Source organism: Calidithermus terrae (assembly GCF_003574345.1).
Lineage (GTDB): Bacteria > Deinococcota > Deinococci > Deinococcales > Thermaceae > Calidithermus > Calidithermus chliarophilus.
The window spans coordinates 1-22,607 of the sequence record NZ_QXDL01000023.1 but is presented as its reverse complement, the minus strand read 5'-3'; the positions used below and the strand labels follow the sequence as shown (position 1 = coordinate 22,607).

The following is a 22,607-nucleotide window of genomic DNA, read 5'->3' as shown; positions in this document are numbered from 1 at the left end:
CGCCCTGGCTTCCGGGCAGGTTAAACCCGCCTTTATCGCCCTCCCATTCAGCCTCTACCCCCGCTCCCCACACTAGGGGGCGTGCTCAGTTGGTTGCTCGGCCTGACCCTGGCGCTGGCCCCCCTCCCCCAACTGCCCTGGATCCCACCGGGCAGCGAGTTGCGGCTGGCCTCGCCGGACTACCGCAAGGTCTACGCGGTGTATCAGGTCCAGCAGCGCCGTCTGGTAGCCCCTGCCAAGCCCATGCCCGTTGCCGCCGCCACCGAACTGCGGGTGATTATTCGGACACCCGACAGGGTTCACATGTACAATGGGCTCAGTGCTTCCAAGGGCGATGTATGGCTGCAGGTCAGCGGGGATAAAATAAGCCTCAACGAATTGCTGACCCGTACCTATCGCTTGGAATTGCCCGGTGGCAAGGTGTTGCCGGAGGTGCGATGAAACAGATCTTGCTCATCGAGGATGATCCGGAAATCGCCCGTCTGCTCCAGCTCGAGCTGGGCGAGGCGGGTTTCAACGTAGACTGGGCCAACGGCGGCATGGCCGGGCTGGTGCGCCTGCGCGAGGCCCCCCCGGACCTGGTGATCCTGGACCTGGGCCTCCCCGACCTCGACGGCGCCGAGGTGGCCCGGCGCATCCGCTCGAGCACCGAAGTCCCCATCATCGTGCTCACCGCCGCCGACTCGGTCGAGCGCAAGGTGAGCCTGCTCTCGGGCGGCGCCGACGACTACATCGTCAAGCCCTTCCACCCCGCCGAGCTGCTCGCGCGCATCCAGGTGCAGCTTCGCCACCGCGAGGGCGGCGAGCAGATCCGGGTGGGGGGCCTCGAGGTGCACCTCGCCAAGCGCCAGGTCAACTACGACGGCCACGAGATGCGCCTCTCCCCCAAGGAGTTCGAGCTGCTCTCGCTCTTGTGCACCCGCCCCGGCAAGGTCTTCAGCCGCGTCGAGATCGAGGAGCACCTGTGGGGGCGGCCGCTCGAGCGCGACTCCAACGTCGTGGACGTGCACGTCGCCAACCTGCGCTCCAAGCTGCGCGAGGCCGGGGCCTACGGCTACCTCCGCACCGTCCGCGGCGTGGGCTACGCGCTGCGCCAGCGGGATAAGGAGTAGGCGGGCAGGGACTAAACGCCAAAGCATGCCGATGGCTGAGGGTCAAGGACTGAGGCGTCTCGCGTTTTGCGTCTTGCGTCTGGCGTGTTGCGTACGGCGCAGGACGTACGGCCTACGACCCATATGACCTTCCGCTTCCGCCTCATCCTCGCCTACACCGTCATCTGGGGCGTGCTGCTGCTGCTGGCGGTGGGGGTGGCGACCTACGCGGTGCGGCAGGGCCTGTACCGGCAGGTCGAGCAGACCCTCCTGCGCGACGCGCAGCGCCTGGGCGAGCTCTACGACAGCCCCACCCCCGGCGGGGTCACGGCCGAGTCGGGCGGCGCCCTCATCACCATCTACCGGCTCGACGGCGCGGGGGCCGGGCAGCCTTACGAGATCACCGACCCCAAGCAGCAACTGCCCAAGGAGGTGGTGCTGCAGGCCGGCATCGCCCCGCGCGTCTACCGGGGGGCCAGCTTCCGCGCCGCCTACATCCGCACGCAGAAGGTGGGGGTGTTCGCGGTGAGCCAGGACACCACCTTCATCGAGAACATCTCGCAGGGGGTGGCCCGCTCGCTGCTGCAGACCCTCTTCCTGCTGCTGCCGGTGGGCGCGCTGCTGATGGCGGTCTCGGGCCGGGTGGCGCTGGCCCCGCTGCAGCGGGCCGCGTGGGCGGTGCGCACCCGGGGCCCCAACAACCTCACCCCCCTGCCCTACAGCGGCCCCTCCGACGAGCTGGGCCAGATCATCGAGCGCGTGAACTCCCTGCTCGAGGCCCTGCGCGAGGCCCAGACCCGCGAGCGGGCCTTCCTGGCCGAGGTCTCGCACGAGCTGCGCACCCCCCTCACCGCCCTCAACGGCAACCTCGACCGCCTCTCCCGCAACCCCGGCGACCAGGAAGCCCTCCTGCGGGCCCGCCGCACCGCCGAGCACCTCTCGAGGCTCGTCGGCGACCTGCTCTCGCTGGCGCGGGGCGAGGCCGAGCGCACCGTCAACCCCCACATCGTGCCGCTGGGCGAATTGCTGAGCCAGGCCGTGGGCGAGTACCCCGGCGTGACCTTGTTCCTGCCGCCCGACCCCCCCGAGGTGCTGGGCGACCCCGACCGCCTGCTGCAGCTCGCCCGCAACCTCATCTCCAACGCCGTCCGCGCCGCCGGGCGGCCCCAGGGCGTGCGGGTGCGCACCTGGATCGACGAGGCCCCCCCCGCCAACACCGCCATAGGCGGCGCGCTGCAGACCCAGAAGTGGGCCGCCTTCTCCGTCACCGACGACGGCCCCGGCATCCCCCCCGAGATCCTGCCCCGCCTGTTCCAGCGCTTCGCTCGAGGCCCCCAAGGCGGCACCGGGTTAGGCCTCGCCATCGCCAAACAGATCGCCGAAGCCCACGGCGGCCGCATCCTCGTCTCCTCCCAACCCGGCAAAACCCGCTTCGCGGTATACCTGCCGCTGCTGGCGGACGCGGAGGAGGAGGCGGAGTAGGAAAGGTCGCAGCAGTCAGCCCTCAGCCGTCAGCAAAGGCCTATGGCAACCCCTCCCCGCGCGCGGGGAGGGAGTATCCCCCCTAGCCCCCCTTGCTAAGGGGGGAACAAGGCGTCTTGCGTCTCGCGTACGGCGTAGGACGTACGACGTACGACGCACGACGCACGACCCGCGCCCGGCCACCGGCGTTCAACCCACCCCCAGCAGGAAACGCAACGCCGCGGGCAGGCGGCGGGCCCAGTCGGCCTCGTTGTGTACGCCCTGCTTGTCCTCGACGTAGAGGTAGTTGCCCTCCTTGTAGCCCTTGCGCTGCAGGATGCGGTGCATGCGGCGCACGTCGGCGAGGTAGCGCCTCGAGCCGACGTTGGAGAGGGTGGACTCCTTGTAGCCCACGTCCATGTACAGCCTGCCCGGCACGAAGGGGGCAGCCTCGGCGTAGTCGAAGGAGCCCCGCTCCCCGAACCAGAAGGACGGGCTCATGACCCCGGCCCCGCCGAAGACCTCCGGGTAGCGGAAGAAGGCGTAGAGGCTGATGAGGCCGCCCATCGAGGAGCCCATCACGAAGGTGTGCTCGCGCTGGGGGAGGCTGCGGAAGTCGCGGTCGATGAGGGGCTTGACCGTCTCGACCAGGAATCGCAGGTAGGTCTCGCCCTCGCCGCCGCCGTACTCGGGGTCCTTGAAGGGGCTGTATTCATCGAGGCGCTTGACCCCGGCGTTGGGGATGCCGACCACGATGGCCTCGAGGCCCTCCCCCGCCAGGTCCTCCATGATCTCGTCCACGTGCCACTCGCCCACGTAGCTCGTCGCGTCGTCGAAGAGGTTCTGCCCGTCGTGCATGTAGAGCACCGGGTAGCGCTTCTGCGAGGCCTGGTAGGACGGGGGCAGGTACACCAGGATGTCCCGCCGGTTGCCGAGCTGGGGGCTCGGCAGGCCGTGAAAGACCCGCACGTCCCCGCTTACGGTGTGCCTCTTGCCCTTGGGGTAACTCTCCCAGCCGACGATCTTCTCAGCGCGCACGTTTCTCCTCCTACGGCTGGGCGGGGTTTTCCGGCCCATATTGCGGCATTGTAACAGCGTTCGATGAGGCAAAGGCGTCAGATGCACAAAGGGTTGGCGCACGGTTGGGGGGGGTGGAACGGGAAGCGATGAGCCGTCAGCGATCAGCCCTCAGCCGTCAGCGGAAGGCTCGTGGCCTATGGCTTGTGGCCCGTGGCTTGTGGTTGACCCCACCCCGACCCTCCCCGAGTGCGGGGAGGGTTTATCCCCCCTAACCCCCCTTGTTAAGGGGGGTAAACAAAGGGCGTCTCGCGTTTTGCGTTTTGCGTCTTGCGTTTTGCGTACGACGTACGACGTAGGACGTACGACGTCCGACCCGCGCCCGGCGCTCGGCGTTCGGCTATCGGCGTTCAGCTATCCGCTATCACCCCCCCGAACTGTTCCCCGCCCTCTGGTCGGCCCTCACAAAGGCTGTCAGGATGCGGTCATGCGGCGGCTGTCCTGGTTCGTCCTCCTCCTCGCCCCGGCATGGGCCAGCCCGTGCAGCCTGAGCTACCTCCCCACCGACGGCCAATTGGCCTGGCGGTACCGCCTGCTGGGGAGCGACCAGACCTACGTGCAGAGCTACAGCCTCCTGGGTAGCCAGGGCTTCGTGGAGATCAGCCGCTTCGAGCGGCAGAACCAGACCGGCCAGCGGCGGTGGAGCTGCACCCCCGAAGGGCTGCAGCCGCAGATCCAGGGGCCGCAGCCCATCCCGGGCGGGGCGGTGGAGTTCGTGCGGCTGAGCGGGGTGTTCTGGCCCCCTGAGCGCGACTGGCGGGTGGGCCACGCGTGGTCCTACCGCTACGAGCTCAGGGGGCGGGTGGCCTTCGTGGAGCTGGGGGGCTACCTCGAGGCCCGCAACCGCATCGTGGGCCTCGAGCGGGTGCAGGTGCCCGCCGGGAGCTTCGAGGCGTTGCGGGTGGAGAGCGTGTTCCAGGGGCGGCTGGGGATCGGGCTCGGCGGCAAGAGCACCTACTGGTTCGCCCGGGGGGTGGGCCTGGTCAAGCAGGTCAGCGAGGGCAACCTGCCGGGCCGCGTCAGCAGCGAGCTGCTCGAGCTCCTCCGCACCGCGCCGCCGGAGCAGCCCTAGGCCGAGAACAGCTCGGCGACCCTGCAGCCAAAGCCCGGCAGCACCAGGGGGGCCTCGAGGGTGTCGCCCTCGCGGAAGGTCTTCATCGAGCCCTCCGGGCTGTAGGCCTCGACCTGCCGGAAGCGGGGGTAGACCAGCCACACCAGCCGGGTCCCGGCGGCGAAGTAGTCCTCCAGGCGCTCCTTGATCTCGTCAACGGTGGCGGTGGGGGCCACCACCTCGACCGCGAGGTCGGGGGCGATCTCCCAGAAGCCCTGGGGCACGCCCTCCTTGGGCACCCGCTCGCGCTGCACGAACCAGATGTCGGGCCCGCGCACCCGGTCGGGGTCGCGGCGCAGCACGAAGCCTGAGTTCAGCCCCACCCGGCCGTGCTGCCCCTGCCGGGCCCACGCGTGCAGGCGGCTGGCGAGTTCGGCGGCGATCTCCCCGTTCTGGGCGCCGGGCGGGGTGTGCTCGTCGAGCCAGGAGCTGTGCCCGGCCGTCTTGGCTTGCGGGCGGCCCTCGTCGCCGCCGGGTTCCGCTTTCTTGACATGCACGCTCATAAGCCTCCTCGGGCCATGCTCGGCGGGATGCTATCGAATTCGCCGCGCCGGAGCGTGAGAATTTAGGCCGGTTTCGATTAACTTCGCGCCCTTTTCGCGCTCGCCAAGCCACCGGAGGGTTAAGCCCGCCGCGGGCGCCACCCAAGGCCCTGCGCCCATTTGACAAAGGCCCGTCGCACGCTCGAGACTGGAGCTCAACATGAAAGTGGCGCTGTTCGTGACCTGCCTGGTTGACCAGTTCTACGCCGAAGCCGGGGTGGCGGCGGTGCGGCTGCTGCGCAGCCTCGGCTGCACCGTGGAGTTCCCCCCGGGCCAGACCTGCTGCGGCCAGCCCGCCTACAACGCGGGCTACTGGGGTGAGGCCCGGCAGATGGCCGAACACACCCTCGAGGTCTTCGAGCACGCCGAGTACGTGGTGCTGCCCTCAGGCTCCTGCACCACCATGCTGCGGGCCTTCTACCCCGAGCTCTACCGCGACAACCCCCGCGCCTTCGCCCGCGCCAGCGGCCTCAGCGCCAAGACCTACGAGCTCGCCGAGTTCATCGTCAAGGTGCTGGGCATCACCCGGCTGGGCCAGGGCCTCGCCGGGCAGCGCGTCGCCTACCACCACGGCTGCCACGCCCTGCGCGAGCTGGGCCTCAAGGACGAGCCCGTCGCCCTGCTGCGCAACGCCGGGGCCGAGATCGTGGACTGGCCCGCCGCCACCGAGTGCTGCGGCTTCGGGGGGCTGTTCTCGGTCAAGCTGCCCGAGGTGTCGCTCGGCATGGCCGACCGCAAGCTCTCGACCCTGCCCGAGATCGACGTGCTCACCAGCGCCGACGGCGGCTGCTTGCTGCACCTGTCGGGCCGGGCCCGAAACCGCGAGCTGCCCTTCGGGGTGAGGCCGCTGGCTTCGGTGCTGTGGGAAGCGGCGCAGAAGCCGGCCGTGGGGAGTGGGGCCTAGCATGAAAATCAAGTCCAACGACTACCCCAAGGAGTCGGCGCGGGTCATCCGCGAGGAGCCCCACGTGCGCGAGTCGGTCACGGGGGCCACGCTCAACTTCGACAGCCGCCGGCGCGCGGCCTACGCCGAGGTGGACGCCGAGGGCTGGCGCCACTTCGCGGAAGGGGTCAAGAACCACGTCCTGATGAACCTCGACCACTACCTCGAGCAGGCCGCCGCGGCCCTCGAGCGCGGCGGCATCCGGGTGCACTGGGCCGAGGACGCCGAAGACGCCCAGCGCGTCGTGGCCGCGCTGGTGCGCGAGAAGGGCGTCAGGCGCGCGGTCAAGGCCAAGACCATGATCTCGGAGGAGCTGGGCATCAACCCGCTGCTCGAGGGCCTGGGCGTGGACGTGCTCGAGACCGACCTCGGCGAGTACATCATCCAGCTTTTGGGGCAGCCCCCCAGCCACATCGTCGGCCCGGCCATCCACCTGGGCCTCGAGCAGATCCGCCGGCTCTTCCACGAGCGCTTCGGCACCCCCCTCGACGCCGCGCCCGACACCCTGGCGGCCGCGGCCCGCAAGCTGCTGCGGCAGGGCTTCCTCGAGGCCGAAATGGGCATCAGCGGGGCTAACTTCGTGGTGGCCGAGACCGGGACGCTGGTGCTCATCGAGAACGAGGGCAACATCCGCCTCTCCACCTCCGCCCCCCGCCTCCACGTCGCGCTGGTGGGCATCGAGAAGCTCCTGCCCCGCTTCTCCGACCTCTCGGTCTTCCTCACCCTCACCGCCCGCGCCGCCACCGGCCAGCGCCTGGGCACCTACGTCTCGCTGATCCAAGGCCCCCGCCGCCCCGACGAGACCGACGGCCCCGAGGAGGTCCACGTCGTCTTCGTGGACAACGGCCGCAGCAGCGTCCTGGCCGACCTCGAGGCCTGGGAGACCCTGCGCTGCGTGCGCTGCGCGGCCTGCCTCAACGCCTGCCCGGTCTACCGCCAGACCGGCGGCCACGCCTACGGCTACGTCTACTCCGGCCCCATCGGCGCGGTGCTGAGCCCGGGGCTGGTGGGCCTGGAGAACACCAAGCCCCTCCCCTACGCCTCCTCGCTGTGCGGGGCCTGCTTCCAGGCCTGCCCGGTGCGCATCCCCATCCCCAAGCTGCTCCTCACCTGGCGCCACCGCGCCGTGGAGGAGGGCCTCACCCCCCGCTTCGAGAAAGCCGCCCTCAAGGGCTACGCCCTGGCGATGACCCAACCCTGGGCCTACCGCCTGGCCTCCAAAGCCCTGCGCCTCCTGCCCGAGAAAGCGCTGGATAACACCGTAGTCCCGGTGCTCAAGGCCTGGGTGGAGGGCCGGGCCGGGCTGAAGCCGAGCCCCAGGAGCTTCAGGGAGTTGTGGGAGGAGGGGATCAAGTGAGGCGCTGTGCGGGCTGCCCGATCACGCCCTGTTCCACCGGATAAGCCGTCCGGTCACATGCGGCGGCAGTTCCCTTTAACGATCCCCCAGGAGGAGCGGCGTGATCTTAGCTACGACCTCCTCGAGCAGCCTGCGGGGCGCCTTGCAGATAAAGTCGGCCTGCCGCACCCGCCAGTCCAGGCTACGAAGCTGGTCGCTTAACACCACCCCGTTTACCGAAAGGCCCTGGGGTAGCGCCACCTCGAAGGGGTAACCTTTGACCTGGCTGGTCAGCGGACATACCAGTGCAAGGCCCGTTTTGCCGTTATAGGACGCCGGGGAGAGGACTAAGGCGGGACGGCGACCCCGCTGCTCGTGCCCGGCCTGCGGGTCGAGGGTCAGCCATACCAAGTCACCGCGTTCAGGCACATAGGGCGGCACTACCAGACCTCTCGACCCACTGCTGGCCCGAAGTCCTGCTCGGCGTGAAGGTTCTCCTCGGTGATCGCCTCGACCAAGTCCTCGAGCTGGTAAAGCGGCTTGTCTACCGGCTCGAGCCAGAGTTTGCCGTCCTCAAGGCGAAGATCTACCCTAGCTTCAGGCTTCAGGCCCAGCTCTGCCGCGAAACTCTTGGGGATCCGGAGGGCCAAACTGTTCCCCCACTGCTGTACTTTAGTCCGCATAAGTATCTACAATGAAGATACGGCGTTCCTTGGTCAGAGTCAAGGTTTAAAAGACCCCTCGAGCCAGATGCCGTGTGATATGAACCCCACCCGAAGCGTTCCGCTAAGCGCGAGCAAAAGCTCATCTGTTACGACCGCTTCGAGTTGCAGCGCTTAGGGCGGGGGCCCCAAAAAGTAAGAACAGATCAAGCGGATTTCTTATGAGGCAATGTTCTCGTCCTGGGTAGGGCATCAAGGCGTATACTCCGGCAAATGCGCGAGCGCATCCTCTCCCGCGTACGACGGGCCCTCGAGCACCGCCCCAGCCCCGTCCTGCCTGACCCCCTCGCCCTGCCGGGACTCTCCCGCGAGGAAGCCGTCGCCCTCTTCACCGAGCGGCTCAGCGGCAACGGGGGCGAGGTGGTGCGCCTGCCCGACCTCGAGGGGGCGCGGGAGTGGCTCGAGGGCTTCGCCAGAAGCTTCAGCGGCGCGGCGGTGAGCCGGATGGTCCCGCCGGTGCTCTACCCCGCCCTGCCCGCCCTGCCGCCCGAGGAGGCCCCGCTGGGCATCTCCTGGGCCTTGGGCGCCGTGGCCGAGACGGGAACGGTGCTGCTCTCCAGCCGCGAGGGGCGGCGCACCCAACTGCTCCCCCCCACCCACCTGGTGTTCGTGCCCGAGGAGGCCCTTTACGCCACGCTGCTCGAGGCCCTTCAGGCGCTCAAGGGCGACCTCCCCTCGGCCATCGGGCTGCACTCGGGCCCCAGCAAGTCGGCCGACATCGGCCAGGTGATGGTCAAGGGCGTGCACGGCCCCGGACGGCTGGTCGCGGCCCTCATCGCCGAGCCCCACGACTAAGTTTGTGCAGGGTGACTCATGACCGAAGTCACCCCGGCCGAAGGGGGGCGAGGGCTCGAGCCCACGGCCAGGGGCTGGAGTTCGGCGGGCCGCGCCCGCGAGGGCTGGCAAAACCGGCGGCAAAGGGTAACATCTAGGCGGAGTTTATGGAACCAGTCAGGGTTACGGATTTCGCCGAGGCCAAGCAGCGCGGGCGCAAGCTGAAAGTGCTCACCGCCTACGACCACCCTACCGCCCAGATCCTCGACGCGGCGGGCGTGGACGCGATTCTGGTGGGGGACTCGCTGGGGATGGTGGTGCTGGGCTACGAGGACACCACGCGGGTCACCCTCGAGGACGTGCTGCACCACACCAAGGCCGTGGCGCGGGGCACCAGGCGGGCGCTGGTGATCGCCGACATGCCCTTCCTGAGCTACCACCTGGGGGTGTACGAGAGCGTGCGCGCGGCGGGCCGGCTGGTGCAGGAGGGCGGCTGCAAGGCGGTGAAGCTCGAGGGGGGGCGGGAGGTGCTGGAGAGCGTGCGGGCCATCCGGGCGGCGGGGATCCCGGTGATGGGTCACCTGGGCTATACCCCCCAGTCGGTCCACGTCTTCGGGGGGCACCGCTCGCAGGGCCGGACTCTCGAGACCGCCCGCCGGATCCTGCAGGACGCGCTGGCCTTGCAGGAAGCCGGGGTCTTCGCGCTGGTGCTGGAGCTGGTGCCCCACAAGCTCGCCGGCTGGCTCACCCAGCGGCTCGAGATCCCCACCATCGGGATCGGGTCGGGGCCGGGGTGCGACGGCCAGGTGCTGGTGACGCAGGACATGCTGGGGCTGTTCCCCGGCTTCAACCCCCGGCACGTGCGTAAATACCAGGATCTGCACGGGCTGTGCTCCCAGGCGGTGCGCCAGTACGTCCACGACGTCGAGAGCGGGGCTTTCCCCACCGAACAGCACTCCTTCAGCCTGGACGAGGCCGTGCTCGAGGCCCTGGAGAGGGAGGTCTGAATGCGCCTGGTCCGAACCATCCCCGAGCTGCGCGAGATCCTGGCCGAGGAACGCCGGGCCGGGAGCATCGGCCTGGTGCCCACGATGGGCTATTTGCACCAGGGCCACCTCTCGCTGGTGGAGGCTTCGCGCGCGCGCAACCGCTTCACGGTCATGAGCATCTTCGTCAACCCCACGCAGTTCGGCCCGGGCGAGGACTTCGCCCGCTACCCGCGCGACCTGGAGCGCGACCGCGCCCTGGCCGAGGCCGCCGGGGTTGACCTCTTGTTTCACCCCGAGGCCGCCGAGATGTACCCTGCGGGCTACCGGACCTACGTCACGGTGGAGGGCCTCTCCGAGCGGCTGTGCGGCCAGTTCCGCCCGGGGCACTTCCGGGGCGTGGCCACGGTGGTGAGCAAGCTGTTCCACCTGGTGCAGCCCCGGCGGGCCTACTTCGGGCAGAAGGACGCCCAGCAGGTCGCGGTGCTGCGCAAGATGGTGCGCGACCTCGACTTCGACCTCGAGATCGTCGTCTGCCCCACCGTGCGCGAGAGCGACGGCCTGGCCCTGAGCTCGCGCAACGTGTACCTGAGCCCCCAGGAGCGCCAGGCTGCCACGGTGCTCTCCCGGGCGCTGCTGTGGGCCAGGGACCGGGTGCTGGAGGGCGAGCGCGAGGCCGCGGTGCTGCTGGAGGGGATGCGGCAGATGCTCGAGGCCGAGCCCTTGTGCCGGCCCGAATACCTCGAGGTCGTGGACGCCGAGAACCTCGAGCCCCTCGCCCGCCTCCGCGGCGACGTGCTCATCGCCCTGGCGGCCTACTTTGGCAGGACCCGGCTGATCGATAACGTGGTGCTCGAGGGGGTGTGAGGGGGTTTTATGCTGCTGGCTATCGACATCGGCAACACCAACATCACGCTGGGCCTGTACCGCGGCGACGAGCTGGGGCCGCGCTGGCGCATCGCCACCGACCCCCAGCGCATGCCCGACGAGTACGGCATCAGCCTGCTCAACCTGCTCGCCTTCAGCGGCCACTCGCCCGCGCAGGTGGACGCGGTGGTCATGGCCTCGGTGGTGCCGCCGCTGACGGGGACGCTGGTCCAGGCCGTGCAGGCTTACCTGGGGAGGAAGCCTTTGGTGGTGGACTCGAGCGTCCAGACCGGGGTGCGGGTGCGCTACGACGACCCCTCGCAGGTGGGGGCCGACCGCATCGCCGACGCCGCCGCGGTGCAGAAGCTCTACGGCGGCCCGGCTTGCGTGGTGGACTTCGGCACCGCCACCACCTTCGACGCCATCACCGCCGAAGGGGATTACCTGGGAGGCGCCATCGCGCCGGGGATCGGGATCGCCTCCGAAGCCCTGTTCCAGCGGGCCGCCAAGCTGCCCAAGGTCGATCTGCAGCGGCCCCCCTCGGTCATCGGGCGCAACACCGTGCACTCGATGCAGTCGGGGCTCCTGTTCGGCTACGTGGGCCTGGTCGAGGGCATGGTGGCCCGCTTCCGCGCCGAGCTCGGGCCCCAGATGAAGGTCATCGGAACCGGCGGCCTGGCCGAGCTCATCGCCCAGGAGACGCCGGTCATCGAGATCATCGCCCCCTGGCTGACCCTCGACGGACTGCGCGTCATCTGGGAGCTCAACCGGTGAACCCCCTGCAAGGCAAGCGCATCGTGCTGGGCGTCAGTGGCTCCATCGCCGCCTACAAGGCCGCCGACCTCGCCAGCAAGCTCACCCAGGCTGGGGCCCTGGTGGACGTGGTCCTGAGCGACGGGGCCGAGCGCTTCGTCACGGCGCTGACCTTCGCCTCCCTCACCGGGCGCAAGGCCCACGCCAGCCTGTGGGACGGCGATGCCCACGTGGTCCACGTCGGCCTGGGCGAGGGCGCCGACTTGCTGGTGATCGCCCCCTGCACCGCGAACACCCTGGCTAAGCTGGCGCAGGGCCAGGCCGACAACCTGCTCACCCTGACCGCGCTGGCCGCGCGCTGTCCCGTGCTGGTGGCCCCCGCCATGGACGGCGGCATGTTCGAGCACCCCGCCACCCAGGCCAACCTCGAGACCCTCCGCCGCAGGGGCGTGCAGGTCCTGGGCCCGGCCCCGGGCCGCATGGCCTCAGGCCTGACGGGGCTGGGGCGGATGCTCGAGCCCGCCGAAATCCTGGGGCACGCCCGCCTGGCCCTGAGCCGTGGCGGCCCCCTGACCGGCAGGCACGTGGTGGTGAGCGCAGGCGGCACCCAGGAGCCCCTCGACCCCGTGCGTTACCTCACCAACCGCTCTTCGGGCAAGCAGGGCTTCGCCCTGGCCCAGGCCGCGCTGGACCTGGGGGCCAGGGTCAGCCTGGTGGTGGGGGCCACCGCCGCCGCCCTGCCCGCCCCCGCCGGGGCCGAGCGCACCGACGTGGAAACCGCCGCCCAGATGGCCGAGGCCGTCCTGGGGCTGTGCCAGGAGGCCGACGTGCTGATCATGGCCGCCGCGGTGGCCGACTTCCGGCCCCGCCAGGTCCAGGCCCACAAGATCAAGAAGGGCGCTTTGCCCCGGGTCGAACTCGAGCACACCCAGGACATCCTGCTGGCCGTGGCCGAGCAGCGCCGCCGGTTGGGCCGGCCGGCGGTGGTGGTGGGTTTCGCCGCCGAGAGCGAGAAGCTGCTGGAAAACGCGCAGGACAAGCTCGAGCGCAAGAGCCTCTCCATGATCGTCGCCAACGACATCAGCGCCCGCGACGCCGGTTTTGCCGTGGACACCAACCGCGTCAGCCTGCTCCTCCCGGGCGGGATGGTCGAGCCCCTGCCCCTCATGACGAAGAGCGAAGTCGCCGAAGCCGTCCTGGCACGGGTGGTCGGACTCCTCCCAGAAGGAGCCGGCAGCTAAGAGCATCTCGTGGCCTGTGGTTTGCCCCTCCCCTTCCCCCCTTGCCAAGGGGGGAGCAAGGTGTTTCGCGTCTCGCGTCTTGCGTCTCGCGTCTCGCGTCTTGCGTTTTGCGTTTTGCGTCTTGCGTACGACGCAGGACGTACGACCCGCATCTTGCGTCTGGCGTTCGGCGTCCGACGTACGACGCAGCACGTACGACCCGCGCCCGGCTACCGGCCATCAGCACCCTCCCCCGCCCAGTGGTTGAGCGGCCCGATGCCCTGCCCGATGCCCGGGGCCGTTTCGATGGCTCGGGTCACGAAACGCTTGGCTCGAGCGACGGCTTCGAGCAGCGCGACCCCCTTCGCCAGCAGCGCGGCGACCGCGGCGGAGAGGGTGCAGCCGGTCCCGTGGGTATGGGCCGAGGGGATTTTTCGGGCGGGGAAGAGGTGCAGCGCGTGGCCGTCCCACAGCACGTCGGTGGCCTCTTCCCCGGCGAGGTGGCCGCCCTTGAGCAGCACGGCCCCAGGCCCCAGGCTCGCCAGCAGCCGGGCGGCTTCGCGGGCGTCGGCGAGGTCGCGTATGGGCTGGCCCAGCAGGGCCTGGGCCTCGAGCAGGTTGGGGGTCAGCAGCGTGGCGAGGGGGAGCAGGTCGGCCTTGAGGGCCTCGAGGGCGCGCGAAGGCAGCAACTCCTGCCCGTTCTTCGACACGAGGACGGGGTCAACGACCAGGGGCAGGGCGGCCTGGGCGAGCACGGGGGCGATGGCCTCGAGGGTGGCGGCGTCGCCCAGCGCCCCGGTCTTGAGGGCGTGGGCTCCGGGGTCGTGCAGCACGGCTTTTAGCTGGCGTGCGACCAGGGTGGGCTCCAGGGGCACGACCTCGCGCACCCCCAGGGTGTTCTGCACGGTCAGCGCGGTGACCACGCTCATGCCGTAGACCCCGAGGCGGTGGAAGGTCTTGAGGTCGGCCTGGAGGCCGGCGCCGCCGCTGGGGTCGCTGCCGGCGATGGTGAGGGCGATGGGGAAGGGCACCGGGGCCTCCGGGGGTTCAGGCCGGCTCGAGGTCGCTCACGCGGGCCCTTCCGCGCAGCACGGCCTCGACCAGGTTCATCGGGCAGAAGGGGCCGCACATGCTGCAGGCCTTGGTGCGGGTGGCGCGGGTCTCGTAGAGCCTGCGGGCCTCCTGGGGGAACAGGCACAGCTCGAACTGGCGCTCCCAGTCGAGGGCGTAGCGGGCCTGGCTCATCTGGCGGTTGCGGAGGAGGGCGGCGGGGTGGCCTCGAGCCACGTCGGCGACGTGGGCGGCGAGCTTGAAGGCGATCACGCCCTCGCGCACGTGCTCGACGGTGGGCAGGGCCAGGTGCTCGGCCGGGGTGAGGTAGCACAGCATGTCGGCGCCGTGCCAGCCCGCGACCGCCCCGCCGATGGCGCCCGCTATGTGGTCGAACGCCGCTGCGGTGTCGATGGGGAGCATTCCCAGGATATAGAAGGGCGCGTGGTCGGTGAGCTTTTTCTGCAACTGCACGTTGGCCTGGATCTCGCCCAGGGGGACGTGCCCCGGCCCCTCGACCATCGCCTGCACCCCGGCCCGGCGCGCCCGTTCGACCAGCTCACCCACCAGCAGCAGCTCCTGGATCTGGGCGCGGTCGGTCGCGTCGGCCAGGCAGCCAGGGCGCAGCCCGTCGCCCAGCGAGAGGGTCATGTCGTAGGTGCGGGCGATCTCGAGCACGTCATCGAAGCGTTCCCACAACGGGTTTTCCCGCTCGTTGCGCAGCATCCACGCCGCCAGCATCCCGCCCCCGCGCGAGACGATGCCGGTGACCCTCGAGCCGTTGCGGTAGCGGCGCAGGCTCTCCTGGGTCACCCCGGCGTGCACGGTGACGTAGTCCACCCCCGAGCGGCCGTGGCGCTCGATGACCTCCAACAGCTCGTCGGGCGTCATGTCGAAGACGCTCTTGCGCCGGGCGGCCTGGAATTCGGCCTCGTAGATGGGCACGGTGCCCAGCGGGACGGTGCTGGCCTCCAGCGTCATCTCGCGGATGCGGGCCAGGTCGCCCCCGGTGGAGAGGTCCATCACGGCGTCGGCGCCCGCCTCGATGGCGGCCCGGACTTTCCGCACCTCCTGCTCGGGGTCGGCGAAGTCGTAGGAGGTGCCCAGGTTGGCGTTGACCTTCACCCGCATCCCCTCGCCGATGGCGGTGAAGCGGGCCAGGGTGCGGTGGTTGGGGTTGGCGGGGATGACCACCCGCCCCGCGGCCACCTGCTGCCGCACGAACTCGGGCTCCAACCCTTCGGAGTGGGCCACGTAGGCCATGGCTTCGGTGACGATGCCCTTGCGGGCGGCTTCAAGCTGGGTCATGTCGGCTCCTTGTGCTATCGGCTGTTGACTATCGATCCTCGGCGACTCACCGGCGTGCCTTCCAGGACTCCAGCACCATCGCGGTGACGCGGCGGGCGGTGGCCGGGGCCAGCAGGATGCCGTTGCGCCCGTGCCCGGTGGCGGCCAGGATTCCGGGCTCGAGCCGCCTTACCGTGAGGGGGCCCGCCGGGCGGTAGCCCCAGCGGCTCTGGAGGACAGGGGCACCGTGGAGGTGGGGGAAATGCGCGTCGCGGTAGCGGTGCAGCCAGCGGAGCCCCTCCGCCTCCACGCCGGGCTGCCAGCCTTCGCGCCGGGTGGCCCCCAGGTAGACCCGCCTCCCGCGGGGCAGCGCATAGCCCGCTCCTGCGAACACCGGTCCGGGCGGCGCTGGGGCCGCCAGCAGCAGGGCTTCGCCCTTGAGCGGGCGTACCCCCAGGCCGAAGCGGCCCGACCAGGCCCCGCTGGCGATCACGATCTGGCGGGCCGCGATGCGCTGGGTGAGGGTGTGGACCCAGCCGGGCTCGAGGCGCTGGGCTTCTTCCGCTCGCACCGTGCCGCCCAGGCTCACGAAGGCTTTTTGCACGGCGGCCAGTAGCCGAAGCGGGTCGAGGTAGCCGCCGGGGCGGGGCTCGAGGTCGCGCAGGGTGTGCCAGCCCTGGAGCAGGGGGCGCTCGAGGCTCCAGACGCCGCTCAGGACCACGGGGACCCTGACCCCGCAGGCCGCTTCGAGTTCGCGCGCGAGCCCGGGGTAGCACTCGAGCCCTTCCCGGGCCCACTCGAGCAACTCCCCGCCAAGGCCCTCGGCGTAGGGGGCCAGCATGCCCGCCGAAGCCTGGGTGGCCTGCCCGGCCTTGCCCGCCTCCAGCAGGGTGACCTCGAGCCCCGCCTGGCACAGCCGGTAGGCGATGAGGCTGCCGATGATGCCGCCGCCCACCACCACGACCTCGCTCATAGGGGCAGCTCCGGTTGGGGCAGGGGCACGCCCTGGGCCGGGCTGGAGGGGCTGGCGACGGCGCGCTCGGGCATGGGCCCGGCTTCATAGGCCCTGCGCCCCGCTTCGACCGCCTGGCGGAAGGCGGCGGCCATCGCCACGGGGTCCTGGGCCTCGGCAATGGCGGTGTTGACCAGCACCGCGTCGGCGCCCAGCTCCATCGCCCCGGCGGCTTCCGAGGGCCAGCGCAGCCCGGCGTCCACCACGATGGGCGGCAACTGGGCGCGCTGCTGCGCGAAAATCTCCAGCATGGCCCGGTTCCTGAGGCCCTGCCCCGAGCCGATGGGGGCGGCCAGGGGCATCACGGTGGCACAGCCGAGCCGGGCCAGCCTCTGCGCCAGCACCGGGTCGGGGGCGATATAGGGCAACACCACGAAGCCCTCCTGCACCAGAACTTCGGCAGCGCGCCAGGTCTCCAGCGGGTCGGGCAGCAGGTAGGTGGGGTCGGGGATGACCTCCAGCTTGACCCAGTCGCTTCCCGTAAGCGCCCGCCCCAGCCGCGCCAGGCGCAGGGCCTCGACGGCGGTGCGGGCTCCGGCGGTGTTGGGCAGCACCCGGTAGCGCCGCCAGTCCAGCGCTTCCAGCAGGCCCTGGTGCCCGGCGGCCCCCACCTCGACGCGCCGGACGGAGACGGTCACCGCCTCGGCCCCGGAGGCCTCGAGGGCCTCCCGCATCAGCGCGAAGTCGCGGTACTTGCCCGTGCCCACGAGCAGGCGGCTGTTCAGGCGCTGGCCTGCGATCACCAGTGCGCTCACGGCTAGCCCCCCTGTATCACGGCCACGACCTCCACCACGTCCCCCGCCGCCAGGGGGCGGGCCGGCCAGCGGCCTTTGACCCAGATCTCGTCGTTGAGCATCACGGCGACGGTGTCGGGGCTTATTCCCCGCTGGCTGCACACGGCTTCGACCACCTCGCGCAGGCTCCTTCCCTCGGCCTCCACGGCTTTGCCGTTAATCCAGACCATCCAGCCACCTCCGCATGCGCGCGGCGACCTGTTCGGGGCGGGGCGCGTCCAGAATGGCCCGCACCACCGCCACCCGGCGGGCCCCGGCCTCCAGCACCCTGGGCAGCGTGTGCTCGTCGATGCCCCCGATGGCGAACCAGGGCACCCGGAGGTTTTGCGCCGCCCACCGCACGTACGCCAGGCCCGTCGCGGGTCGCCCTGGCTTGGTGGGGGTTTCCCACACCGGCCCCACCGAAAGGTAGCCCCGGTCGCCCTCGAGCGCGGCCTGCTCCCGCAGGGCCTGCTCGGGTTCATGGGTGCTGCGCCCGACCCAGCCCGCGAAGAAGCGCCGGGCCTGGGCCACGCTCGGGTCCTTCTGTCCCAGGTGCACACCGTCGGCCTCCAGCAAGGCCGCCAGGTCGGGGCGGTCGTTGATCACCAGCGGCACCCGGTAACGCGCGCACAGGGCCCGCAGCTTCTCGCCGAGCTCGAGGACGCAGCGGGCCTCGTGGCCCTTGGCCCGCAATTGCAGCAGCTCGACCCCGCCGTCCAGGGCGGCCTCGAGGCGCTCCAGCAACACCGCCTCCGGCTGGCCGGGCCGGGGGCTCGCCACCAAATACAGTTTTCCTGACAAAAAACCACCTCCTGGACCGGCGAAGGGCCAGGAGGAACGGGTACACGTTGGACTGGACAGGTTTTTCCACGGGCTTCCCTCCGCCGGTGCTAACCGGATCAGGTTCCAAGGGTTACAGGACTCAACCTGTTCTCAGCCCCCGCAGGGGCACCCCTAGCCGATCACCCCAACGCTATCAGGCCGTCACCGACCCCGTCAAGGCCGGCGCGGAGGCCCGCCCCAGCCCTCCCTGCCGCCCGCCTGGCGGGCCCGCGTCGAACCCGAATTATCCCGATTTCACCGCAAATCCGAACGGTTATCCCATGAAAACAGTGCCTCTATCGGCAAGAGTTCCACTCGACACGTCCAGGAGCCGATGAAAACCACTTGAAAGCCAATCCACATACGTTTTAGCCCTCGAGGCGTACACTCCCTCCATGAAGGCCACAACCCTAGGAGAGCTGAAGCGTTCCTACCCCATGGCCAAGCTCCAGCGCAGCGTCAAGGACGAGGCGCGGGAGAACCTCATCGCCAAATTGCGCTCGGGCGAGCGGCTGTTCCCCGGCATCCAGGGTTACGACGACTCGGTGGTGCCCGAACTGGTCAACGCCGTGCTGGCCCGCCACAACTTCATCCTCCTGGGCCTGCGCGGGCAGGCCAAGAGCCGCATTCTGCGCCAACTCACTGAACTCCTCGACGACGAGGTGCCCGCCCTCCCCACCGACCTGCGCGACAACCCCCTCAAGCCGCTCTCCGCGGAGGCCAAGCGGCTGCTGGAGGAGGCCGGCGACGACGCGCCCATCGTCTGGGTCCCCCGCGACGAGCGCTACGTGGAGAAGCTCGCCACCCCCGACACCACCGTGGCCGACCTGCTCGGCGACATCGACCCCATCAAAGCCGCCCGGCGCGGCACCGGGCTCTCCGACCTCGAGGCCGTCCACTACGGCCTCCTGCCCCGCGCCAACCGGGGCATCTTCGGCATCAACGAGGTCGCCGACCTCGCCCCCAAGGTGCAGGTGGCGCTGTTCAACATCCTGCAGGAGGGCGACGTGCAGATCCGGGGCTACCCCGTGCGCCTGCAGCTCGACGTCTGGATCGCCTTCACCGCCAACCCCCAGGACTACACCGCGCGCGGCAAGATCGTCACCCCGCTCAAGGACCGCATCGGCTCGGAGATCCGCACCCACTACCCCAAGACCCTCGACGAGGGCTTAGCCATCACCCAGCAGGAGGCCTGGACCGCGCGGGAGGAGGGGCTCTACATCCCCTCCTACGTGGCCGAAGCCTCCGAAGCCGTGGCCTTCGTGGCCCGCGAGGACAAGCGGGTGGACAAGACCTCAGGGGTATCGCAGCGCCTTTCCATCAGCCTGCTCGAGCTCGTGGCCTCCAACGCCGAGCGCCGCGCCCTGCAGTACGGCGAGCGCACCGTGGCCCGCCCCATCGACCTCTACTTCGCCCTGCCCGCCATCACCGGCAAGATCGAGCTGGAGTACGAGGGCGAGATGCAAGGCGCCGAGCGGGTGGCCCGCGACCTGCTGCAAAAAGCCTTCGGGCTGGCCTACGGCGAGCGCTCGAAGGGCCTCAAGACCGACGAGGTCGTCGAATACTTCGCCCAGGGCAACCTCCTCACCCTGCCCGAGGACGCCAAGGGCGCCCTCGAGGAGATGAAGAAGGTGCCGGGGCTGCTCGAGGCCGCCCGCCGCCTGGAGAGCCACACCACCCCCGAGGCCACGGTGGCCGCCGGGGAGTTCATCCTGGAGGGCCTGGCCGGCCGCCGCAAGATCGCCCGCGGCGAGGAGAGCTACAGCGCCCCCGTCGAGCGCGAGCGGGAGCGCTGGGGGAGCGGGAACTGAGATGCCCAACGCCGGACGCAAGACGCGAGACGCCACCCGCCGGGGCCGGGCGTCGGGCGTTTAGCGTTCGGCAGCGCCGGAGGCAGCATGCGCGTCCGCTACAGCAAGTACGAATCCAGCCTCGACGACCTGACGAGCTCCGAGCTCATGGACATGCTCGAGGACTTCCTCCTCGACTCGGGCTTCTCCGACCCCTACAACCGCTACCAGCCCGACCCCGACCGCACCCCCACCCTCGAGGACCTCTACGACGCGCTCCTGCAGGCGCTGCTCGAGCAAGACCGCATCCCCGAGGAGTGGCTGCGCGAGGCCCGCTTCGCCGACCGCAAGGAGGACACGCGGCTGTACCGCGAGATCCAGAAGCTCATGCAGCGGCTGCAGGAGGAGGGCTTCATCCGGCTGCCCGGCAACGACCCCGCCGACCCCGCCAGCGGCCAGGGGATGCAGGGCGAGGCCCAGGACGCCCGGCTCGAGCTCACCAACAAGTCCGTGGACTTCCTGGGCCTGCGCTCCTTGCGCTCGCTGATGGGGGCCTTGGGCAAGAACAACCCCGGCGCCCACATGACGCGGCACTACGCCTCGGGGGTGGAGTCGAGCGGCGAGACCAAGCCCTACGAGTTCGGCGACCAGCCCACCCTCAACATCCCCGAGACCCTCAAGCGCGCGGCCATGAAGGGGATGGAGAACCTCGAGGAAGAAGACCTCATCATCGAGCTCGCCGAGTACACCGCCGCCATGAACACGGTCGTGCTGCTCGACTGCTCGCACTCGATGATCCTCTACGGCGAGGACCGCTTCACCCCGGCCAAGCGCGTGGCGCTGGGGCTGGCGCACCTCATCCGCACGCAGTACCCCGGCGATGAGGTGCGCTTCGGCACCTTCCACGACTCCGCCGAGGAGGTGCCCCTGGGGCGGCTTCCCACCGTGCAGGTAGGGCCCTACCACACCAACACCGCCGAGGGCATCAAGCTCGCCCGCAAGATCCTGCGCAAGATGGGCGGGGAGATGAAGCAGATCATCATGATCACCGACGGCAAGCCCTCGGCGCTGACCCTGCCCTCCGGCCAGATCTACAAGAACGCCTGGGGCCTCGACCCCGTGATCCTGGCCGAAACGCTCAAGGAAGCCACGCTGGCGCGCAAGGAGGGCATCCCCATCCACACCTTCATGCTCGCGCGCGAGCCCGAGCTGCTGGCCTTCGTCAAGAAGCTCACCCAGATCACCCGGGGCAAGGCCTACCTGACCACCCCCGCCAACATCGGGCGTTACGTGCTGATGGACTTCCTGACCCGTAAAATTAGCCGCAATTGAGACAAACCTGACGGTTCGCGCAAAAAATTCCTAAACCCGCCCCTCGAGCAGCCGCGGTGCGGGTTTTTCCGCCGGATTAAAAGAAGTTAACACAACGGAAAATTGGGTGAGAAGTTCGCCTGGCGAAGGTGAGGGACGTTTATCCCATCAGGGCGTCATCAGCTTGCATTCAGCTTCACCCAACATGATAGAAATTTCGTGTAAACCACGGGGAAGCTAAACACAACTTTAGGGTCCTCTAAAGGAAGGGCGTTACGCATTCGACTATAAATTCGCGGTGCGGAGTTACGTTCCGTTACCCCCTCGAGGCAGAAATATGAGTGCATACCGATCCTTCACCCCGGCATGGAAGCGTGCTCGCACGCTCGGCTTCGGGCTGGTCGTAGCCCTGCTGGCCGCGTGTAACAGCGGCTCCAAGGACTCCGTCAAGCCCGCGATCAACCTCTACAACCCCCCCTCCGACAGCCAGGTCTCGGGCGACGGGTGGCAGCTGTCGGGCATGGTGGCAGACAACCAGGAGGCCGCCAAGCTCAGCTACCGCATCAACGACGGTGAGGAGCGGGAGATCGAGCTGACGGGCCTGGCGCAGTTCCGCTTCGGGCTCAACATGCGCGAGCTCAAGCCCGGCAAGAACACCATCACCCTCACCGCCACCGACAAGGCGGGCAACAGCAGCACCCGCGTGGTGGAGCTCAACTTCGCGGCGGCCACCTCGGCCACGCCCGTCATCAGCCTGAGCACGCCGGGCAACAACTCCACCACCGACTCCAACACCGTGCGCCTGACCGGCTCGGCCACCGACGACGTCAGCGTGACCCGCATGACCTTCAAGCTCAACAACGAGCCCGAAGAGCCCATGTCGATCACGCCCGGCAGCAGCGTGAGCTTCAACCATACCGCCGGCTTCCTCAGCCCCGGGGCCAACACCATCAGCGTCATCGCCTACGACGGCAACGGCAACCGCAGCGTCAGCAACGTCACGGTCAATTACGGCAGCGCCCCGCCGCCCCCGCCGCCCTCGGGGTCGGGAGCGGTTCCCACGGTGAGCCTGAGCCAGCCCGCCAACGGCGTGACGGTGAGCACCACCACCGTGCGCATCCAGGGCACCGCCGGCGACGACAAGGGCGTGACCCGGCTGACCTTCAAGCTCAACGACGAGCCTGAAGAGGTCATCGCCATCACCTCCTCCACCAGCGTGAGCTTCGCCCGCACCATCGGCTTCCTCAAGCCCGGGGCCAACACCGTCACGGTCTTCGCCTACGACGCCGACGGGAACAAGGGCTCGAGCACCGTCACCGTCAACCACGGCAGCGGCGGCAGCAACACCCCGCCCACCGTGAGCATCACCCAGCCCACCAACGGCAGCAGCACCACCAGCACCAGCCTCGCCGTCCGGGGCAGCGCCACCGACAACGCCAGCGTGACCCGCATGACCTACCAGCTCAACGGCGGGGCCGAGCAGAGCGTGAGCATCACCAGCGGCGCCAGCGTCTCCTTCAGCTTCAACGCCAGCGGCTTCCGCGAGGGCAGCAACACCCTCACCGTCAACGCCTACGACGCGGCGAACGCCAAGGGCAGCGCCAGCGTGAGCTTCACCTTCTCCAGCGGCACCACCCCCCCTCCCCCGCCCAGCGGCGGCGCCAACCCCACGCTGC

24 protein-coding genes and 1 riboswitch are annotated in these 22,607 nt (G+C 69.7%); of the genes, 14 read left to right on the top strand and 10 right to left on the bottom strand.

All coding sequences use genetic code 11. The features are described 5' to 3' along the window. The first annotated feature begins 81 nt into the window (after positions 1–81). The 3 genes from Mterra_RS04425 (at position 82) to Mterra_RS04415 (ending at position 2,573) form a co-directional block, all read left to right on the top strand. On the top strand, positions 82–441 hold the full coding sequence (locus Mterra_RS04425; protein ID WP_119314075.1) for a hypothetical protein: 360 nt from the start codon (positions 82–84) through the stop codon (positions 439–441). Then, the gene (locus Mterra_RS04420) at positions 438–1,112 is read left to right on the top strand and encodes a response regulator transcription factor (protein ID WP_027893728.1); all 675 of its coding nucleotides are present in this window, start codon (positions 438–440) and stop codon (positions 1,110–1,112) included. Before Mterra_RS04425 ends, Mterra_RS04420 begins: the two co-directional genes overlap by 4 nt. 123 nt (positions 1,113–1,235) lie before the next feature. Then, positions 1,236–2,573, top strand: coding sequence for a sensor histidine kinase (locus Mterra_RS04415; protein WP_119314074.1), 1,338 nt, complete (start codon positions 1,236–1,238; stop codon positions 2,571–2,573). A 189-nt stretch (positions 2,574–2,762) separates the two neighbouring features. On the opposite strand, the gene Mterra_RS04410 is transcribed toward Mterra_RS04415, so the two are convergent. Then, positions 2,763–3,590, bottom strand: coding sequence for an alpha/beta hydrolase (locus Mterra_RS04410; protein ID WP_245971528.1), 828 nt, complete (start codon positions 3,588–3,590; stop codon positions 2,763–2,765). 466 nt (positions 3,591–4,056) lie between these two features. Here Mterra_RS04410 and Mterra_RS04405 point away from each other — a divergent pair, with 466 nt between their 5' ends. After that, positions 4,057–4,701, top strand: a complete 645-nt coding sequence (locus Mterra_RS04405; protein WP_119314072.1) for a TapB family protein — start codon at positions 4,057–4,059, stop codon at positions 4,699–4,701. Here Mterra_RS04405 and Mterra_RS04400 read toward each other — a convergent pair. After that, positions 4,698–5,243: a Uma2 family endonuclease gene (locus Mterra_RS04400; protein WP_119314071.1), complete on the bottom strand. Its 546-nt coding sequence runs from the start codon at positions 5,241–5,243 to the stop codon at positions 4,698–4,700. The genes Mterra_RS04405 and Mterra_RS04400 overlap by 4 nt on opposite strands. A 199-nt stretch (positions 5,244–5,442) precedes the next feature. On the opposite strand from Mterra_RS04400, the gene Mterra_RS04395 reads away from it, so the two are divergent. Both Mterra_RS04395 and Mterra_RS04390 read left to right on the top strand, forming a co-directional pair. Next, a complete protein-coding gene (locus tag Mterra_RS04395; RefSeq protein ID WP_119314070.1) occupies positions 5,443–6,186 on the top strand; it encodes a (Fe-S)-binding protein in 744 nt (247 codons plus the stop codon). Between the two features lies 1 nt (position 6,187). Beyond that, positions 6,188–7,582: a LutB/LldF family L-lactate oxidation iron-sulfur protein gene (locus Mterra_RS04390; protein ID WP_119314069.1), complete on the top strand. Its 1,395-nt coding sequence runs from the start codon at positions 6,188–6,190 to the stop codon at positions 7,580–7,582. 75 nt (positions 7,583–7,657) lie between these two features. Here Mterra_RS04390 and mazF read toward each other — a convergent pair whose 3' ends face one another. Together mazF and Mterra_RS04380 are read right to left on the bottom strand one after the other, a co-directional pair. Beyond that, complete coding sequence (gene mazF / locus Mterra_RS04385) at positions 7,658–7,990, bottom strand: endoribonuclease MazF (RefSeq protein ID WP_245971530.1); 333 nt, start codon at positions 7,988–7,990, stop codon at positions 7,658–7,660. An 11-nt stretch (positions 7,991–8,001) separates the two neighbouring features. Then, the gene (locus tag Mterra_RS04380; RefSeq protein ID WP_119314067.1) at positions 8,002–8,244 is read right to left on the bottom strand and encodes an AbrB/MazE/SpoVT family DNA-binding domain-containing protein; all 243 of its coding nucleotides are present in this window, start codon (positions 8,242–8,244) and stop codon (positions 8,002–8,004) included. Positions 8,245–8,496: 252 nt separating this feature from the next. On the opposite strand from Mterra_RS04380, the gene Mterra_RS04375 reads away from it, so the two are divergent. The 5 genes from Mterra_RS04375 to coaBC all read left to right on the top strand — a co-directional run bounded on the left by Mterra_RS04375 (position 8,497) and on the right by coaBC (position 12,904). Next, on the top strand, positions 8,497–9,078 hold the full coding sequence (locus Mterra_RS04375) for a LutC/YkgG family protein (RefSeq protein ID WP_119314066.1): 582 nt from the start codon (positions 8,497–8,499) through the stop codon (positions 9,076–9,078). A gap of 146 nt (positions 9,079–9,224) precedes the next feature. Then, entirely contained in the window at positions 9,225–10,064 is an 840-nt protein-coding gene (gene panB, locus Mterra_RS04370) for a 3-methyl-2-oxobutanoate hydroxymethyltransferase (RefSeq protein WP_119314065.1), read from the top strand. Continuing rightward, a complete protein-coding gene (panC, locus tag Mterra_RS04365; protein ID WP_119314064.1) occupies positions 10,065–10,910 on the top strand; it encodes a pantoate--beta-alanine ligase in 846 nt (281 codons plus the stop codon). A 9-nt stretch (positions 10,911–10,919) separates the two neighbouring features. Continuing rightward, positions 10,920–11,684 (top strand): type III pantothenate kinase, encoded by a 765-nt coding sequence (locus Mterra_RS04360; protein ID WP_119314063.1) that lies wholly within the window; start codon positions 10,920–10,922, stop codon positions 11,682–11,684. Then, positions 11,681–12,904, top strand: coding sequence for a bifunctional phosphopantothenoylcysteine decarboxylase/phosphopantothenate--cysteine ligase CoaBC (gene coaBC / locus Mterra_RS04355; protein WP_119314062.1), 1,224 nt, complete (start codon positions 11,681–11,683; stop codon positions 12,902–12,904). The genes Mterra_RS04360 and coaBC overlap by 4 nt, the downstream gene beginning before the upstream one ends. A gap of 209 nt (positions 12,905–13,113) precedes the next feature. On the opposite strand, the gene thiD is transcribed toward coaBC, so the two are convergent. From thiD to thiE, 6 genes are read right to left on the bottom strand one after another with little or no spacing between them, the layout of a single operon-like run. Next, positions 13,114–13,914 carry a bifunctional hydroxymethylpyrimidine kinase/phosphomethylpyrimidine kinase gene (thiD, locus tag Mterra_RS04350; protein ID WP_119314061.1) on the bottom strand — a complete coding sequence of 267 codons (801 nt, stop codon included), beginning with the start codon at positions 13,912–13,914 and terminating at the stop codon, positions 13,114–13,116. 16 nt (positions 13,915–13,930) lie between these two features. Then, positions 13,931–15,241: a phosphomethylpyrimidine synthase ThiC gene (thiC, locus tag Mterra_RS04345; RefSeq protein ID WP_119314060.1), complete on the bottom strand. Its 1,311-nt coding sequence runs from the start codon at positions 15,239–15,241 to the stop codon at positions 13,931–13,933. A 46-nt stretch (positions 15,242–15,287) separates the two neighbouring features. Continuing rightward, complete coding sequence (locus Mterra_RS04340) at positions 15,288–16,193, bottom strand: FAD-dependent oxidoreductase (protein WP_119314059.1); 906 nt, start codon at positions 16,191–16,193, stop codon at positions 15,288–15,290. Continuing rightward, positions 16,190–16,987, bottom strand: coding sequence for a thiazole synthase (locus Mterra_RS04335; RefSeq protein WP_119314058.1), 798 nt, complete (start codon positions 16,985–16,987; stop codon positions 16,190–16,192). Before Mterra_RS04335 ends, Mterra_RS04340 begins: the two co-directional genes overlap by 4 nt. A gap of 2 nt (positions 16,988–16,989) precedes the next feature. Next, positions 16,990–17,196 carry a sulfur carrier protein ThiS gene (gene thiS, locus Mterra_RS04330; protein WP_119314057.1) on the bottom strand — a complete coding sequence of 69 codons (207 nt, stop codon included), beginning with the start codon at positions 17,194–17,196 and terminating at the stop codon, positions 16,990–16,992. Continuing rightward, a complete protein-coding gene (thiE, locus tag Mterra_RS04325) occupies positions 17,183–17,809 on the bottom strand; it encodes a thiamine phosphate synthase (RefSeq protein WP_119314056.1) in 627 nt (208 codons plus the stop codon). Before thiE ends, thiS begins: the two co-directional genes overlap by 14 nt. A gap of 58 nt (positions 17,810–17,867) precedes the next feature. Then, positions 17,868–17,974: riboswitch (TPP riboswitch) on the bottom strand. Between the two features lie 251 nt (positions 17,975–18,225). On the opposite strand from thiE, the gene Mterra_RS04320 reads away from it, so the two are divergent. From Mterra_RS04320 to Mterra_RS04310, 3 genes are all read left to right on the top strand, one after another. Beyond that, complete coding sequence (locus tag Mterra_RS04320) at positions 18,226–19,641, top strand: sigma 54-interacting transcriptional regulator (protein WP_119314055.1); 1,416 nt, start codon at positions 18,226–18,228, stop codon at positions 19,639–19,641. An 87-nt stretch (positions 19,642–19,728) separates the two neighbouring features. Beyond that, positions 19,729–20,952, top strand: a complete 1,224-nt coding sequence (locus tag Mterra_RS04315) for a vWA domain-containing protein (RefSeq protein ID WP_119314054.1) — start codon at positions 19,729–19,731, stop codon at positions 20,950–20,952. Between the two features lie 316 nt (positions 20,953–21,268). Further along, a partial coding sequence (locus Mterra_RS04310) for an Ig-like domain-containing protein (RefSeq protein WP_170159550.1) occupies positions 21,269–22,607 on the top strand: 1,339 nt, incomplete at its 3' end.

Coding starts and splice junctions, on each gene's coding strand:
- Mterra_RS04420 (WP_027893728.1), top strand. CDS start 438: ATGAAACAGATCTTGCTCATCGAGGATGATCCGGAAATCGCCCGTCTG.
- Mterra_RS04415 (WP_119314074.1), top strand. CDS start 1,236: ATGACCTTCCGCTTCCGCCTCATCCTCGCCTACACCGTCATCTGGGGC.
- Mterra_RS04405 (WP_119314072.1), top strand. CDS start 4,057: ATGCGGCGGCTGTCCTGGTTCGTCCTCCTCCTCGCCCCGGCATGGGCC.
- Mterra_RS04400 (WP_119314071.1), bottom strand. CDS start 5,243: ATGAGCGTGCATGTCAAGAAAGCGGAACCCGGCGGCGACGAGGGCCGC.
- Mterra_RS04395 (WP_119314070.1), top strand. CDS start 5,443: ATGAAAGTGGCGCTGTTCGTGACCTGCCTGGTTGACCAGTTCTACGCC.
- Mterra_RS04390 (WP_119314069.1), top strand. CDS start 6,188: ATGAAAATCAAGTCCAACGACTACCCCAAGGAGTCGGCGCGGGTCATC.
- Mterra_RS04380 (WP_119314067.1), bottom strand. CDS start 8,244: ATGCGGACTAAAGTACAGCAGTGGGGGAACAGTTTGGCCCTCCGGATC.
- Mterra_RS04375 (WP_119314066.1), top strand. CDS start 8,497: ATGCGCGAGCGCATCCTCTCCCGCGTACGACGGGCCCTCGAGCACCGC.
- panB (WP_119314065.1), top strand. CDS start 9,225: ATGGAACCAGTCAGGGTTACGGATTTCGCCGAGGCCAAGCAGCGCGGG.
- panC (WP_119314064.1), top strand. CDS start 10,065: ATGCGCCTGGTCCGAACCATCCCCGAGCTGCGCGAGATCCTGGCCGAG.
- Mterra_RS04360 (WP_119314063.1), top strand. CDS start 10,920: ATGCTGCTGGCTATCGACATCGGCAACACCAACATCACGCTGGGCCTG.
- thiC (WP_119314060.1), bottom strand. CDS start 15,241: ATGACCCAGCTTGAAGCCGCCCGCAAGGGCATCGTCACCGAAGCCATG.
- Mterra_RS04340 (WP_119314059.1), bottom strand. CDS start 16,193: ATGAGCGAGGTCGTGGTGGTGGGCGGCGGCATCATCGGCAGCCTCATC.
- thiS (WP_119314057.1), bottom strand. CDS start 17,196: ATGGTCTGGATTAACGGCAAAGCCGTGGAGGCCGAGGGAAGGAGCCTG.
- Mterra_RS04320 (WP_119314055.1), top strand. CDS start 18,226: ATGAAGGCCACAACCCTAGGAGAGCTGAAGCGTTCCTACCCCATGGCC.
- Mterra_RS04315 (WP_119314054.1), top strand. CDS start 19,729: ATGCGCGTCCGCTACAGCAAGTACGAATCCAGCCTCGACGACCTGACG.